The 15602-nt window shown below is 60.2% G+C and carries 12 protein-coding genes; 6 read left to right on the forward strand and 6 right to left on the reverse strand.

Annotated elements, in window-relative coordinates; translation table 11 throughout:
• Window positions 1-132: 132 nt before the first annotated feature.
• From J1G34_RS12225 to J1G34_RS12245, 5 genes are all read right to left on the reverse strand, one after another.
• Window positions 133-1740, reverse strand: coding sequence for a GMC family oxidoreductase (locus J1G34_RS12225; RefSeq protein ID WP_065893290.1), 1608 nt, complete (start codon window positions 1738-1740; stop codon window positions 133-135).
• A 68-nt stretch (window positions 1741-1808) separates the two neighbouring features.
• A complete protein-coding gene (locus J1G34_RS12230; protein WP_222994111.1) occupies window positions 1809-3026 on the reverse strand; it encodes a mandelate racemase/muconate lactonizing enzyme family protein in 1218 nt (405 codons plus the stop codon).
• A 1-nt stretch (window position 3027) separates the two neighbouring features.
• Window positions 3028-4347 carry an MFS transporter gene (locus J1G34_RS12235; RefSeq protein ID WP_222994112.1) on the reverse strand — a complete coding sequence of 440 codons (1320 nt, stop codon included), beginning with the start codon at window positions 4345-4347 and terminating at the stop codon, window positions 3028-3030.
• A gap of 83 nt (window positions 4348-4430) precedes the next feature.
• On the reverse strand, window positions 4431-5855 hold the full coding sequence (gene aldA / locus J1G34_RS12240; RefSeq protein WP_065896931.1) for an aldehyde dehydrogenase: 1425 nt from the start codon (window positions 5853-5855) through the stop codon (window positions 4431-4433).
• A 145-nt stretch (window positions 5856-6000) separates the two neighbouring features.
• Entirely contained in the window at window positions 6001-6933 is a 933-nt protein-coding gene (locus J1G34_RS12245) for a LysR substrate-binding domain-containing protein (RefSeq protein WP_065893293.1), read from the reverse strand.
• A gap of 343 nt (window positions 6934-7276) precedes the next feature.
• On the opposite strand from J1G34_RS12245, the gene J1G34_RS12250 reads away from it, so the two are divergent.
• Complete coding sequence (locus J1G34_RS12250) at window positions 7277-8512, forward strand: MFS transporter (protein ID WP_128876511.1); 1236 nt, start codon at window positions 7277-7279, stop codon at window positions 8510-8512.
• On the opposite strand, the gene J1G34_RS12255 is transcribed toward J1G34_RS12250, so the two are convergent.
• Entirely contained in the window at window positions 8450-9364 is a 915-nt protein-coding gene (locus J1G34_RS12255; protein WP_130138004.1) for a LysR family transcriptional regulator, read from the reverse strand. The two genes, J1G34_RS12250 and J1G34_RS12255, sit on opposite strands and share 63 nt — an antisense overlap.
• A 116-nt stretch (window positions 9365-9480) precedes the next feature.
• Here J1G34_RS12255 and J1G34_RS12260 point away from each other — a divergent pair, with 116 nt between their 5' ends.
• The 5 genes from J1G34_RS12260 to J1G34_RS12280 all read left to right on the forward strand — a co-directional run bounded on the left by J1G34_RS12260 (window position 9481) and on the right by J1G34_RS12280 (window position 15601).
• Window positions 9481-10362: a HalD/BesD family halogenase gene (locus J1G34_RS12260; RefSeq protein WP_065893296.1), complete on the forward strand. Its 882-nt coding sequence runs from the start codon at window positions 9481-9483 to the stop codon at window positions 10360-10362.
• 55 nt (window positions 10363-10417) lie between these two features.
• Complete coding sequence (locus J1G34_RS12265) at window positions 10418-11647, forward strand: M24 family metallopeptidase (protein WP_065893297.1); 1230 nt, start codon at window positions 10418-10420, stop codon at window positions 11645-11647.
• 458 nt (window positions 11648-12105) lie between these two features.
• On the forward strand, window positions 12106-13740 hold the full coding sequence (locus tag J1G34_RS12270; RefSeq protein ID WP_222994113.1) for an ABC transporter substrate-binding protein: 1635 nt from the start codon (window positions 12106-12108) through the stop codon (window positions 13738-13740).
• A 74-nt stretch (window positions 13741-13814) separates the two neighbouring features.
• On the forward strand, window positions 13815-14768 hold the full coding sequence (locus J1G34_RS12275) for an ABC transporter permease (RefSeq protein ID WP_122462729.1): 954 nt from the start codon (window positions 13815-13817) through the stop codon (window positions 14766-14768).
• Window positions 14765-15601: an ABC transporter permease gene (locus tag J1G34_RS12280; protein WP_065896893.1), complete on the forward strand. Its 837-nt coding sequence runs from the start codon at window positions 14765-14767 to the stop codon at window positions 15599-15601. The genes J1G34_RS12275 and J1G34_RS12280 overlap by 4 nt, the downstream gene beginning before the upstream one ends.
• The last annotated feature ends 1 nt before the right edge of the window (window position 15602 follow it).

Genomic DNA, 15602 nt, shown 5'->3' on the forward strand with positions numbered 1-15602 from the left:
AAACTTTTTATCATGAAAATAGATTTGCTTGCACGTAGCGCGCGAGTCCACCCTGCCCATTCTCCAGCAACAGACCTGAGGTTCGCTTCGAGCAAAAACAAACGGCGGGCTTTCAATCACGATGGCAACGAATCAGGCGTCCTGCAAAATCAGGTCGGCGCCCTTCTCCGCCACCATCAGCACTGCGGCGTGGGTATTGCCGCTCGTCACATTGGGAAAAATCGACGCATCAACAATGCGCAGACCGTCGAGACCATGGACTTTAAGCCGTTTATCGACCACTGACGTCTGTACATCCGCCCCCATCGCGCACGAGCCGCACAGGTGATAGATCGAACCGCTGTTTTCGCGAAAGTACTGCAGCATCTGTTCATCACTTTCGACCATCGGCCCCGGGAGGACTTCGGCAACCGTGATGCTTTTCAAGGCCGGCGCCTGCATGATTTTGCGCATCAGCCGACTGCCCTGGATTACTTCGTCGATGTCCTTTTGTGTGCTCAAGTAATTGGGATCGATCAGCGCCGCATCTCGGGGGTTATTCGACCGGATCTCGATATGCCCACGACTCGTCGGACGGCAGGGGTTGAAACACAACAGGAAGCCGGAATACGGCTCTGGCTTGAGGCTGGCCTTGTTGTTTTTCGGGATCTGGTACGACAGCGGATTGAAGTACAGCTGAAGGTTCGGGTTGGCCTGCGCCTCGTTGCCACGGAAGAAACCACCGGCCTGGTTGACGCTCATCGCCAAGGCACCCTTGCGGGTCAGCAGGTATTTGAGGCCGAGCTTGAACTGCCCGAACAGCGAGCTGAGCTGGTCATTAAGCGTCGCAATGTTGGCCTTGTAGTAGTAGCTGACGCACAAGTGATCCTGAAGGTTCTGCCCCACCGCCGGCAGGTGTTTGACCAGCGGGATCTGGTGCCTGGCCAGCAACGCCTGATCGGCGACACCGGACAGTTGCAGAATCTTCGGTGTGTCAACGGCACCGGCGCAGAGGATCACCTCTTTGCGCGCCTGGAAGGTGCGGACCACGCCGTGTTGGGTCACGCAAATACCGCTGGCCCGCTCGTTCTCGAACACTACCCGATCCACCAGTGCGTAATGCTCGACCGTCAGATTCGGGCGGCTGAGTGCGGGATGCAGATGCGCAAAACTACTGGAACTGCGCTGGCCGTCCTTGGTGTTGACATCGTAGATGCCCGAGCCTTCGAAGTTCGGCCCGTTGAAGTCGTCACTCTGCGGGTAACCGAGTTCATCGCAACCCTTGAGGAACACATCGCAGATTGGATGGGTCTCTCCCTTCATCGGAGTGATGCTGATCGGGCCGCTGCCGCCGTGGTATTCGCTTTCGCCCAACGGGTGGTTTTCCAGTTTGCGAAAATACGGCAACACGTCCTTGAAACCCCAGCCATCGTTGCCGTTGGCGGCCCAGTCATCGAAGTCATGGGCCTGACCACGGACGTAGACCATTGCATTGATCGAGCCGGAACCGCCCTGGACCTTGCCGCGCGGGGCATAAATTTCACGGTTGTTGAGCTGCTTTTGCGGCTGGCTGTAGTACATCCAGTTGAAGGTTGGGTTGTAATACATCTTGGCGAAGCCAACCGGGATCTTGAACCACAGCGAACTGTCCTTGCCGCCCGCTTCCAGCAGCAGCACCGTGTATTGGCCGCAGGCCGATAGCCGGTTGGCGAGGATGCAGCCGGCCGCGCCTGCGCCAGCGATGATGTAGTCGTATGTCATGCACGGTTACCGCGTAAGTCGTTATTTAAAAAACACCCATTCCCGCAACTGAACGACGGGAAATCCCGTCAGCCTCTGGCCGGCGATGTGTCTTTGACGTCTGCCGGGGCCTGCGCCATTTGCAGGTGCAAACGCTCACCGGTATAGGGCGAATGCCTGCGCACTACGTCCATGTTCAGTTCCACCCCAAGGCCCGGCTCGGTGGACGGGATGATGTAGCCGTCCTCCCATTGCAGCGGCTTGGTCAGTACCTCGGCGTGGAAACCGCCCCAGGTCATGATGCTTTCCTGGATCAGAAAATTCGGGGTACAGGTTGCCAACTGGAAACTCGCCGCCGCGCCAATCGGCCCGTTATAAAGGTGCGGTGCGATCTGCGCGTAATAGGCCTCGGCCATGCTCGCGATCTTCTTGGCTTCCAGGAGCCCGCCGCAGCGGGCGACGTTCATTTGCAGAATCGACGCGCCGCCAGCCTGCAACAGCTTGAAAAATTCGTACTTGGTGGTCAGCCGCTCGCCCGTAGCAATCGGAATGGTGGTCTTGGCCGCGACTTGCGCCATCGCCTCCTCCTGGCCCGGTGGCACCGGTTCTTCAAACCACAACGGGTCGTACTTCTCCAGGCGCTTGGCCAGGCGAATCGCTGAGGACGGGACCATTTGCCCGTGGGTGCCGAACAGCAGGTCGCACTTGTCGCCCACCGCTTCGCGGATCTTGCGGCAGAAGGTTTCGCAGCGCTCCAGCACTTGCAGCGAAATCTGGTGCCCGGAGTACGCGGTGTACGGCCCGGCCGGGTCGAACTTCACGGCGGTGAAGCCTTTATTCATGTTCTCGACGGCGCATTCGGCAGCCAGGTCCGGGTCGTCGTAGTCGTACTCACCCTGGCTGTTGACCGGGTACAGGTAGGTGTAGGAACGCAGGCGCTCATTGACCTTGCCGCCAAGCAATTCATAGACCGGCTTGTTCGCCGCTTTGCCGATAATGTCCCAGCAGGCCATTTCCAGGCCGCTGACCACGCCCATCATGGTCAGGTCGGGACGCTGGGTGAAACCGCTCGAATAGGCCTGACGGAAAAAACGCTCGATGTGATGCGGGTCGTGGTTGAGCAAGTAGCGTTCAAACACGTCTTCGATGATCGGCAGCATGGCTTTGGGGCCGAAGGTCGCAGCGTAGATTTCGCCGACACCTTCAATGCCGCAATCGGTCTTGAGCTTGACGAACAGCCAGTACATGCCGCCGATGTGCGGTGGCGGTACGGCAACAATATGGGTTTCAAGGGCGACGATTTTCATCTCAGGCACCTGTTTTATTCGAAGATTGACGATTGATACGCGCGCGCAAGGTCAGGGCCGCGAGGGTCCCGATCACGCCGACGGAGGCGATGTAACCGAAATACAGCTTGTAACCAAGGGCGCCGGGGAAGTGCTCGGTGAGGTAGCCGTTGATTAATGGAATGAAGGCGTCCGGCAGGTAACCGACCACCGAGACAATGCCGATGGCCAGACCGGTGATACGCAGCGGAATGTTGCAGGTGTCGAGGATCGCCCAGTACAAACCGCGAATCGCATACGTCATCAGGCCGATGAAGATCACCGTACCGACCAGCAGGCCCATGCTGTTGAGCGCCGGGAACACGATCAGGCCGACCATCGCCAACGTCGCGAGGAACAGCGCCACGATCAGCACCGAAATGTTCGAGAACTTGTCACCGAGCCAGCCGCCACCGATACCGCCAATCGGGCGCATCCACAGCTTGATGGTGGTGATGGTGCCGGCCATGACGGCGGTCATGCCGCCGCCCTGCAAATAATCGGAGAAGCTGTAGGTCGCCCAGAAGATGTGGTAACCGCAGAACACGATGGCCGTCACCAACCACAGCTCGGGGATTTTCACCAGTGTGGTCAGGTCGCTGAGCAGGTTGTATTTGCCCTTTTCCACTGGCGCGGTGTCCTCCATCGACTTCGGGTCCTTGATCAGCACCAGCACACAACCGATGGCGATACAGGTGCAGGCGTACAGGTAGACCACGTGCTTGAAACCTTCAGCGGCGGACTCGCCACGGGTTTCAGTGGCGAAGGCGAACAGCCCCAGGGCGACCGTTGCGAGCAACGCCTCGACCAGGCCGCGACCGCCGTCGAGGATGCCGAAGAACCGGCCCTGTTCAGTGTGATGAGCAATCATCTTCACCCGCTTGAGCACAGAGGCCCAGAACGTCAGGCCGGTGGTCAGGCCCCAGCAACCGAAGATGATCATCAAACCGGTCATCGAGGGTGCCGTGGAGTACCAAAGCCCCAAGGCTCCGGTGGCCACCAGCGAAAAGAAAATCAAAAACCGTGGCGCGATCCGGTCGGCCAGCCAACCGCTCGGCAAATAGCTGAGCAGGAAAATCGTCCCGAGCATCGAGTACAGATAACCCAATTCGCTGTGGTTGATCTGGAACACCTCAAGCATGGTGGTCTGGTAAACCTGGCGCAGGTAGAGGATCGGATAGATCGCCCCGGCGGCCAGCACCAGCAGCATTAACTGGACGTAGCGACTTCCCGTGTCACTGCGGCTTTTTGCACCCGCGCTCGAACCCTGAACAGCGGCAACAGTGGTTGCAGACTTGGACATCTGTGAGACCTCGGGCAGCCCGGTGGTCCGGGCGCCCCAATAATTGTTTTTATAGGTGTGGCGTGAGGCGTATTGCGGGTGGATCAGTACTTCATCACCACAAGTCGGGTCTGGGTGAATTCGAGCATGCCGTGCTTGCCGTCATCACCGCCCAGGCCCGAACGTTTCCATCCGGCGTGGAAGCCCTGGTAGGGGTCGGCCGGGGTCCGGTTGATGTACAACTCGCCGGCCTCGATGGTGTTGGCGACTTTCAGGGTGGTGCGATAGTTCTCGGTGTACAGCACCGACGACAGGCCGAACTGGTGATCGTTGGCCATGGCCAGCGCTTCGTCGATGTCGCGGTACTTGAGCACTGGCAGCACCGGGCCGAAGATTTCTTCCTGGATGATTTCCATGTCCTGGCGACAATTGCTCAACAGCGTCGGCGGGTAGAAATGGCCGTTGCCCTCAGGCAAAAAACCGCCTGTTTCCAGTACAGCACCGTCGGCGACGGCGCGCTCGACCATGGCGTGGATGTTTTGCTGCGAACTTGCGTTGACCAATGGACCCATCAGGTTGGCGTCGGTGGCGCGGTCGCCAAACTTCACGGCGCTGATTTTGGCTTTGAGCAACCCGAGAAATTGTTCGTAGACACTTTCCTGCACATAAACCCGCTCCACCGCCGTGCACACCTGACCGCAGTGAGTGGTCTTGGACGCGACGATAGCGCTGGCGGCGGCTTCAAGGTCAGCATCGGCCTCAATGATTGCCGGAGTTTTGCCGCCCAGTTCCAGGGACGGTTTGGCGATGTTGGTCTTGCAATAATCAAGCACCATGCGCCCGGCGTTGACACTGCCGGTCAGGGTGATCAAGCCGACGGCGTTGTGGGTGCAGACCGTTGCGGCGGTGGCATGGTCCATGGTCAGTATGTTGACCACCCCAGCGGGCAGACCGGATTGCTGCACCGCCTTGGCGATTTCAAACGCGGAGGTCGGGGTGTTGTTACTCGGGCGCACCACCACGGTATTACCGGCAATCAGTGCCGGGGCGATTTTTCGCAGCAACGTGTAGACCGGGTAGTTGAAAGGAATCAGGCAGGCGACCACACCAATCGGCTCGCGGTGCAGGAAGAGGTTTTCGTTCGGGGTGTCGCTGGGGATGATCTCGCCTTCGATCCGCCGTGCCCACTCGGCGTGGTATCGGGTGACTTGCGCGGCGTAACGGGCTTCGTTGCTGGCGTCGCTGACACTTTTGCCGGACTCGGCGGCCAGTGCAGCACCGATGCTCTCGGCGCAGGCCTCCAGGGCGTCGGCGAATGAACGCAGATGCTCGGCGCGTTCAATGCTGGTGAGTTTGCCCCAGCGCTTCTGGGCGGCGGCGGCAGCCTCGACAGCTGCCGTGGCTTCAGCACGGGTGGCGGCCGAAACCTGACCGACCAACGCTTCAGTCGCCGGGTTGTAGACTGCAATCAGCGCATCGCTGGCAGGCTCAATGAAGTGACCGTTTACAAAGTTTCGCTCAAGTCGCATGTGCATCGCCCATCGTTGTTTTTATCCAGTTCCCGCAGTCTTGGCATCCTGAGGGGGTTGAACAAACGATTTATCGAGCGGCGTAACATTCAAAAAATGCATGTTCCCCGAGAAGGAATCAAATGTCCCCTGAAGGTTGGGTGGGTCAACTGGCGGCGGTGGAGGGTTCGAGCTGCCTTTGCGCCAACCAGATTTCTTCCTGCAACCACTGGGCGAACACCTGCAATTGCGGCATCAAGGTCTGCTCCGGCCGGGTCACCAACCAGTAGGATTGATGCCCTTCCACATGCACGTTCAGTACCTGGGTCAACTGCCCGCTGGCCAGCTCCGGGGCAACCATGTGCCAGTCGGCAATGGTGATACCCAGGCCGTCGGTGGCCGCACGAATCGCCAGGTCCAGCAGGTCGAATTCATAACCGCCCTGGGTATCCACGCCGCTGATTTTCGCCGCGTCGAGCCAGTGTTTCCAGGTCAGATAACGCTGATCTTCCCTGGCCAACACGTGCAGCAAGGTCAGGCGATTAAGGTCGATTTCGCCCTCGCTCGCTTCCCGCGCATACAACGACGACGCGCACACCGCAATGTGCCGTTCCTGAAGCAGCAGCGAGCTGTCCAGCCCATCCCATTCGCCATCGCCAAAGCGGATCGCGCAGTCCAGCGTGCTGGTTTCCGCCAGGCTGTCCTGCAAGCGCGTGGTAATGCTCAGCTCCAATTCGGGGTGTTTTTCCCGCAGCCGTCCCAGGCGCGGCATCAACCAGCGGCTGGTGAAGGTTGGCGGCGCGTTGATGTGCAGGCGATTAGCGTGGGACTTCTGCTGGATGCTGCGCACCGTCAGCTCGATTTTGTCGAAGGATTGATGCAGTGCCCGCAGCAGAACCCGGCCGGCGCTGGTCAGTTCAAGGTGGTGGTGCCGGCGTTCCAGCAGATTCTCACCGAGCTGTTCTTCGAGCTGACGCACCTGGCGGCTGACAGCACTTTGAGTGACATTGAGCAGCTCCGCCGCCCGGGTAAAACTGCCGGTACTGCCGGCCACTTCGAAGGCTTTGAGCGCATTGAGTGCGGGCATTTTGCGTTTCATGAACAGGACTCGCGCTGGGGCTGACGAGCCCCAAGCATCCCACGGCTTGCGGGAAATTTCCCGAGTAACATGCATTTTTGTGTTGTGGTGGGCGACTCCCTGCTCCCTCGCCACAGGTAATCGGCACGATTCAATGACGTCGCTTTCAGCCCTGCCGCTGTCGCCGACGTATAAATAGCATGAGTATTTCGCAGCACACTCATGACTATTAAGCACTGGCTGTTTTATTTATAGAGACGCTAGTCTTATTTGAATTAAATGCCCCACCCAATCAACGCACTTACCTAGGGCAGTCCTCGCACTTACGCCCCATTCCATAGCAATTAATGACCGAGCCAACTCCATGCCAATCAACCCACCCTCACCCACAAGAAGTATTGTTTTATTGGCGCTTATCTTTACGGCGTGTAACGCCACCACCCACGGCTTCAGTATTTTCCTCTATTCGGCCTTATTACCCCAGATCCGCCAGGTGTTCGAGCTGAGCTACAGCCAGGCCGCGTTTATCGCGGCGCTGCTGCAACTGTTCTACATGGGCGCGTCGATTGTCAGCGGTATCGCCGCGGCGTGGATCAGCCCACGCAACATGGTAAAACTGACGATGGCCTTGAGCCCGGCACTGCTGGCCTTGGCGGTCGCCACCCCGTGGGTGCTGCCGTATGCGCTGTGCCTGGCGTTGGTCTCGGCCTGCGCCGTGGCGAACTGGAACGCCATCGCCGCACTGGTCGGCGAAGTGATCCCCGCCTCCCACCGCAGCCGCGTGCTGGGCCTGGCGTCGTCAGGTGCGGCGTTTGCGATCTGCCTTAACGGGGTGCTGATCGCCTTGTTGCAGGGCATCTCGCTGCGGCACTTCTGGCTGGTTTGCGCCGGGCTGACACTGATGGTCACCCTACTGACCTTTTGGGTCCTGGCACCGCTGGCGACAGCCCAGCGCATCAAGCAAAGCAGCGCGCCGTCGCTGCGCCGGATACTCAGGCAATGGTTGAAGCTGTGTGTGGAATACCCGGTGGCGCTGCACATACTGCTGCTCAGTGCCTTTATTGGCGGGATCAGCGGCCCGTTCCTGAATTTCCTCTCGGCGTTTGCCAGCGAACGATTGGGCGCCAACGCACAGATCACCGGCTCGTTGTGGACACTGATCGGGATTGGCGGGGTTGTCGGCGGATTGTTGTTGGGTTCGCTGGCGGATCGCTGGGGGGCATTGAGAGTAATGGCGTTGAGTATCGGCGCCTTCGGCCTGGCGATGCTCGCACTACTCTGGCAACCAAGCTTGAATCTGACCTGGCTGGCGGCCGGGCTGTTCGCGCTGTTCTATTTCCCGGTCTGGGGCTTGATGGCCGCCTACCTCAGCGCACGCTTGAGCCCCGTACAAAGCCTGCAAGTGGTGAGCCTGAGCATGGTCGGTTATGGCTTGGGCAGCGCCACCGCCAATTGGCTGTGCGGCTGGCTGCTGCAAGCCACCGGACAGTTTGGCCTGGTGCATGGCTGGATCGTCTGCTGGGTCACTGCCAGCCTGTTATTGCTGGGGCTGATGGCCCGCCGTCAACGCTGTGAACCGGCGCTCGGCCAGCCACTTTGAACGGCCTAACCGGCGCGCCACAATGTCCACCAAAGCCTCCACCGCCAGCGCCTGGCACTGTGCAGAACGCCAGAACATCAACCGCGCAGGCTCAATCGGCGGAAAGCCCTGAGCCTCGTCCAGCACCTGCCAACCCGACGGCACCAGGCGTCGCGCCGTGACACCGACCGACTGGCCCTGTTCGATGGCAATCCCAATCCCACGCGGGCTCTGGCTGGTGTAAACCACATGCCACGCCCGTCCGGCCTCGGCCAGCGCCCGCACGGCGTTGGCTCTAAAGGCGCAGCCCTCGGCATACACCGCCAGCGGCACAGAAGCATCCGCACCGGCGCACCACCCCTCAGCCGCCACCCACACCAACGGTTCGTCGCAGAGGTATTCACCCGCGTGCAGATTGGCGTGTTGCACGCCGAGCACCAGGTCCAGCTCACCGCGCTGCAAACGGCTGACCAGCGCGGTCGACATCTCGCAACAGACGTCCGGCCGCACCTGGGGGAACTGCGCCTGAAAGTCGCGCAACACCCCGGCCAGGCAAAACTGGGCGTAGTCCTCGGGCATACCGACATGTATACACACCTGCTCATCCGGCAGTTGCACGGCGTTGATCGCATCAGCGTGCAGCTTGAGGATTTGCCGCGCATAGATCAGAAATGTCTCGCCACAGGGTGTCAGGCTCACCGAGCGACTGGTGCGCTGGACCAACGGCGTGCCGACAATCTCTTCCAGGCGCTGCAAATTCTGGCTGACGGTCGACTGGGTTTTGTGCAAACGCTCGGCCGCCGCAGAAAATCCCTGGCACTCGATTATCGCGACAAACACTTTCAGTAAGCTTCCATCCAGTTCGCCTGACATAACTATCGCCCCTGCCGATGGATTCGATCACAACTTGTAATTTCCACTTCGCACCTCTTTAAGCAACTATCGATTCAACGCCAAACACTGTTAATTGATAGTTCCAGGAGACTTGCATGAGCCTTCAACTTGCCGACGCCGAAGTGGGCGATATCAGCGACATTATTAATACCGAGTTGTACCCCATACATGATTCGGGCCATGTCCGGTTGCAGGCGCTGATCGAGCACGCCCGTGCCGAACTCGCCAAGGACGGTTGCTGCCTGCTGAAGAATTTCCTGCGGCCCGAGGCGCTGGAACGGGCCCGTACTGAAGGTCAGGCACTGTCGGGCAAGACCTTTTACTCGGTGCGCAAGGTCAACGCCTATTTCACTGAAGACGACCCTACCCTGCCCCAGGATGACCCGCGCCGCACATTCATGGAGCGCACCAGCGGTTTTGTCACCCGGGACATGATTGCCCCGGACGCGATCATTCATCGCCTGTACGTCTCGCCGATGATGAAACGCTTTATCGGTGCCTGCCTCGACGAACCGGAGATTTTCGAATACGCCGACCCGTTCGCCGGGCTGGTGATCAACGTGATGCCCGAAGGCACCGAGCAGCCCTGGCACTTCGACACCAACGAATTCATCGTCAGCATGATGACCCAGAAGCCAGAGGCTGGCGGTCTGTTCGAGTACGCACCGATGATCCGCTCGCGCACCCAGGAAAACCTTGGCGCCGTCGGCAACGTGGTGCGCGGCGACGACCGCAGCCGCGTACAGGAACTGCAACTCAACCCCGGCGACTTGCAGATCTTCAAGGGGCGCTTTTCGGTGCACCGGGTCACCCGCGTCGAGGGCGCCACTGAACGCAATACCGCGATCTTCGCCTACTCCGAAAAACCCGGAATCATCGGCCGCGCCCAGCGCACCAAGCAGCTTTACGGACGCCTGTCCGAAGCCCATCTGCAAGCCGAACGCAACCTGGTGCGCAGCGACCAGTTGCTCGACTGACTCACCCAAAAACTCCTAGAAAAAACTAACCGTATTTGCCCTGCGAGGAACACCTATGAGTCTGTCCGGCCCTAACCGCAACCCCGCCGACTGCGAACCGACGTACGCCGAGATCCAGCAGATCCAGCTCGACCGTTTGCAACGGGTGCGCAACGAACTGAAAAAACGCGACTACGCCGCGTGCGTGCTGTTCGACCCGACCCACATGCGCTACGCCACCGGTTCGCGCAACATGCAGGTGTACTCGGCGCGCAACCCGGCACGTTATGCCTTCATCCCGGCAGAAGGCCCGGTGGTGGTGTTCGAATTCGGCGGCTGCCTGCACCTGGCCGAACAGCTCAACACTGTCGATGAAGTGCGCCCGGCCAAAGCCATTTCCTATTACTTCTGCGACAGCTTCCTGAATAACGTCACTGCGCAATGGGCCGCCGAAATCGGTGAACTGGTACGCAAGCACGGCGGCGGCAACAAACGCGTCGCCATCGAAAGCGCCACTTCAGCCGCTGCGTTCGAACTGCAAAAACTCGGCTACCAGATCTTCGACGCCCAGGAACCGCTGGAGCGCGCGCGCTGCATCAAAGTGCCGAACGAGCTGAAGATGATACGCGCCAGCCTGCGTGCCACCGAGGCTGGCGTGCGCTTGATGGAAAGCAAACTGGTGCCGGGCATCAGCGAAAACGAACTGTGGTCGCACTTGCACCAACACGTGATCGCCACCGACGGCGACTACGTCGAAACCCGCCTGCTGTCTTCCGGGCCGCGCACCAATCCATGGTTCCAGGAATGCAGCACCCGGCCCATCGAAGCCGGTGACCTGGTGGCGCTGGACACAGACGTGGTCGGGCGTTTCGGCTACTACGCGGACTTTTCGCGGACCTTCCTGTGCGGCGAGCAAGCCGCCACCGCCAAGCAACAAGAGCTCTACAAACTGGCTTACGAACAAGTGCAGACCAACGTGGAGATGCTTAAGGCCGGCCGCAGCTTCAAGGAATACGCCGAGCTGGCCTGGAGAATCCCGGATAACTACAAGGCCAACCGCTATTTCGCCCTGGCCCACGGCGTTGGCATGACCGGTGAATACCCGTACGTGGTGCACCGCGAAGATATTGATGCACTGGGTTACGACGGGGTGTTCGAAGCCGGCATGACCATCTGCGTGGAAAGCTACATCGGTCACGATGCGGGCGGCGAAGGGGTCAAGCTCGAAGAGCAGATCTACATCCACGAAAACGGCATCGAATTGCTCTCGGACTACCCGTTCGATCCGCGCCTGATGCCGCGCTGAGTTGCCTCGGACGGCGCCGTAACCTCCTTCGACATCGTCCGGTTTTCCCCTTGTTCCCACCCGGAACAAGGGGCGTTTGCGGCCACCGCGCAGTGTTTCGTACCCGCGCGCTCCTCCGTCCGGCCTGTCTAGCTCAAGCGGCAGCCTTCCTTACGGTCAGTAACATGCATTTATCGAACGTTTCAGCGTTGAATTTATCGTTTGTCGATCGTTGCCCAGATGACAAAACTGCGGACATCTCTAATAAAAACAACATAAGAGCAGCCCTATGTCATACCCAGCCTCCGTCCTTCTGATCTCGTTGCGCCTTGCTCTACTGCCGGCTTCACGCCTGTCACGCCTGCGCCTTTGCGCTGCCGGCCACTGACAGTCTCGGTTCATCGAACCGACTGCGTCTGCCGCTCGCCCCACTTGCGGCCAGTCGAAAAACGCACTTTTGCACGTTATCGGAGAGGCATATGAAAGACTTAATAACACTGGACGGCACTCTGCCGCATCCAGCGGTGAACGACCTGTGCACCCAAGTCAAACGTGGCGAAATCAATCGTCGCCAATTCCTGCGCACCGCCGCGCTGCTGGGCGTCACCGCCGCCAGCGCCAGCACTTTCCTCGGTTCCGCGCTGCTCGGTAATTCGGCCGATGCCGCTGACGCGGTAAAGCCGCGCCAGGGCGGCAGCCTGCGGTTTGCCTGCGCCATCCAGGAAATCCAGGACCCGATGCTGATCACCTGGATCGAAGCCTCGAACCTGCTGCGCAACAGCCTCGAATTCCTGACCTGGGTCGATGCCGACAACATCACTCACCCGTACCTGGCCGAGAGCTGGAGCCCGTCCGAGGACCTGAAAACCTGGACCTTCAACCTGCGCCAGGACGTGAAGTGGAGCAACGGCGACACCTTCAACGTCGAGGACGTGCAGCACAATATCGAACGCTGGATTGCCGCCGATTCCAAGTCGGTCAACCGCACCGCGTTCCAGGACATTACAGCGTTCGAAAAAGTCAGTGACTTCCAATTCCGCCTGGTGCTCAAGCGACCGATGCTGGCGATCCCGGAAATGCTCAACGCCTTCACCTGCGCCATCGTCCACCGCAGCTTCAAGGCCGGTGACGACTGGGCGAAAAACCCACTGGGCACCGGGCCGTTCAAGCTGGTGTCGTTCGCGGTCAACAAACAGGCGACCTTCGCCAAGCGTGCCGATTACTGGCGCAAACCGGCCAATCTCGACGAATTGCGCTACGTCGACATGGGCACCGACATTTCCACCCATCTCGCGGCGCTGCAGGCTGGACAAGTGGACGTGTTGTACCGGGTAACGGTGGCCGAACTGGATCTGGCGAAACGTTTGCCGGGCGCGCAATTGCTCACCTGCAAGTCGGCGCAAACCATCGTCATGCGCATGGCCTGCGACCAGAAGCCGTTCGACGACCTGCGCATTCGCAAAGCCGTGGTGCTCTGTGCCGACAACGCGCAAATGCTGAAGATCGCCTATCGCGGCATGGGCACATTGGGCGAAGACCACCACGTCGCCCCGTCCCACCCGGAATACTTCCCGCTGCCCAAACGTGCGCGGGACGTGGCCGCGGCGAAGAAACTGCTCGCCGAAGCCGGCCACCCGAACGGCATCGACATCGACCTGATCGTCGGCAACACCCAGGGCCGCTATGAACAGGACTGCGCGCAGATCCTCCAGCAGAACTGCGCCGAGGCCGGCATCCGCATCAACCTCAAAGTGATCCCCGCCACGCAATACTGGCCGATCTGGGACAAGGCCGCGTTCAGCCTCACCTACTGGGCGCACCGCCCGCTTGGGGTGATGTCGCTGGAACTGGCCTACCGCAGCGGCGCGGCGTGGAATGAAAGCCACTACAGCGACCCGGCGTTCGACGCGGCGCTGGACAACGCCATGGGCATCATCGACCCGAAACAACGGGCCGCAGCGATGCAAAGCGTCGAGCAGATCCTGCAAGAGGCCTGCGTCATGGTCCAGCCGTTCTGGGGCGACAAGTTCACTGCCGCGAGCAAGAAGGTCCAGGGATTTCAGGTTCACCCGTCGGACTTCTACCCAATGGATCAAGTCTGGTTGAGCGCCTGATTCAGGCGCCCCGAACGCGCCCGCCCACTCAGTTGCGGCGGGCCGCCATCCCTTGATTAGCCGGAGCGTGCAGCATGGCTGAATTTCTATTGCGCAAGTTATTGGCGCTGGCGGCAACCTTGCTGTCGGTGTCGGTGATCGTGTTCCTGGCCCTGGAACTGAACATTGAGGACGTCGCAATCAACGTCCTCGGTCCCTACTCCGCTGCCGACCAGCGCGCCGCATGGCTGGTGGAACACGGTTACAACCAACCTTTCGTCTGGCGCTACCTGGTGTGGCTGAAGGATTTTCTCAGCGGCGACTGGGGCACTTCGGTGCACTTTCGTGAGCCGGTGATTGACCTGCTGCTGCCGAACCTCGCGCAAACCTTGACCCTTGCGGGTCTGGCGTTGGCAGTGATGGTACCGGTGGCGTTGACACTCGGTATCCTGGCCGGGATTCGCCAGGGCTCGGCGGTGGATCGACTGGTATCGTTTCTGTCGATCGTCACCACCTCGATCCCGGACTTCGCCAGTGCGGTGTTTGTCTCGGCGATTTTCGTGTTCTGGCTTAACTGGCTGCCGGGCGTGAGCAGCATGAGCGACGGCTTCAACCCAGTGGAACTGGCGCTGCCACTGATGGTGCTATGCCTGTTCGGCATCGGTTATCTGGCGCGGATCACGCGGGCCTCGATGGTCGAAGTGATGCAGGCACCCTACATCCGCACCGCCCGCCTCAAAGGCGCGTCGACCTCACGTATCGTGTTGCGCCATGCCCTGCGCAACGTGCTGATCGCCCCCATCACCGTGATCATGCTGTACATCCCGTGGCTGCTGTCGAACGTGATCGTGGTCGAGGTGTTCTTCGCCTACAAAGGCTTCGGCTCGCTGCTCTACACCGCGTCGCTCAACCATGACGTCTACCTGATCGAAGCCTGCGCAATGATCAGCGGCATCGTAGTCGGCGCGACCAAAATCTTCTCTGACCTGGCCTATACCTGGCTCAACCCGCGCATAACGTTGCGCAGTCTTGGCGGAGGTGGCCAATGAATTTCCTCAATTCGTTCAAACATCCCCTTGCGTTACTTGGTTTGCTGCTGGTCGGCGGCTGGGTGCTGATGGCGCTGTTCGCGCCGTGGTTGGCGCCCCATGATCCGCTGGAAAGCTTCACCCCGCTGCTGACGCCGATGACGCCGGATGGCGACGGGATGCACTTTCTGCTCGGCACCGACATGATCGGCCGGGACATTCTCTCGCGGCTGATCTGGGGCACGCGCACCGTGCTGTTCTGGTCAATTCTGGCAACGCTGACTGCATTTGCCGTCGGCATCGCCATGGGCCTGTGCGCCGGCTACTTCAATGGCTGGGTCGATGCGCTGCTGTCCTATGTCGCCGACACTGTGTTGTCGTTCCCGGTGCTGGTGCTGTACATCGTGATCATCATCGCCCTCGGCGCGTCGGCGCTGAACATTCTGATTGCGGTGACCTTCACCAGCGCTCCGGCGATCTTCCGGATCATGCGCGCACTGACCATCGACATACGCTCGCGGGATTACGTGCTCAGCGCCATCACCCAGGGCGAAGGAGCGCTGCGGATCATGCTGGTGGAAATCCTGCCCAATTGCGGCGGCCCGTTGATCGTCGATTTCTGCCTGCGCATCGGCTACACCGCGATCATGATCGGCGCCCTTGGCTTCCTCGGCCTCGGCTTGCCGCCGCCGACCCCTGACTGGGGCGGCATGATCAACGAAGGCCGCAGCATGGCCATCGCCTTCCCCCATTTGGTGATCTTCCCGTGCATTGCCATCTCCACCCTGATGCTGGGCCTGAGCCTGTTGGCGGACGGTCTGGACGAGCACGCCCAGAAAGGCGCAAGGAGCTGAG

Source organism: Pseudomonas sp. Wu6 (assembly GCF_019891515.1).
Taxonomy (GTDB): domain Bacteria; phylum Pseudomonadota; class Gammaproteobacteria; order Pseudomonadales; family Pseudomonadaceae; genus Aquipseudomonas; species Aquipseudomonas orientalis_A.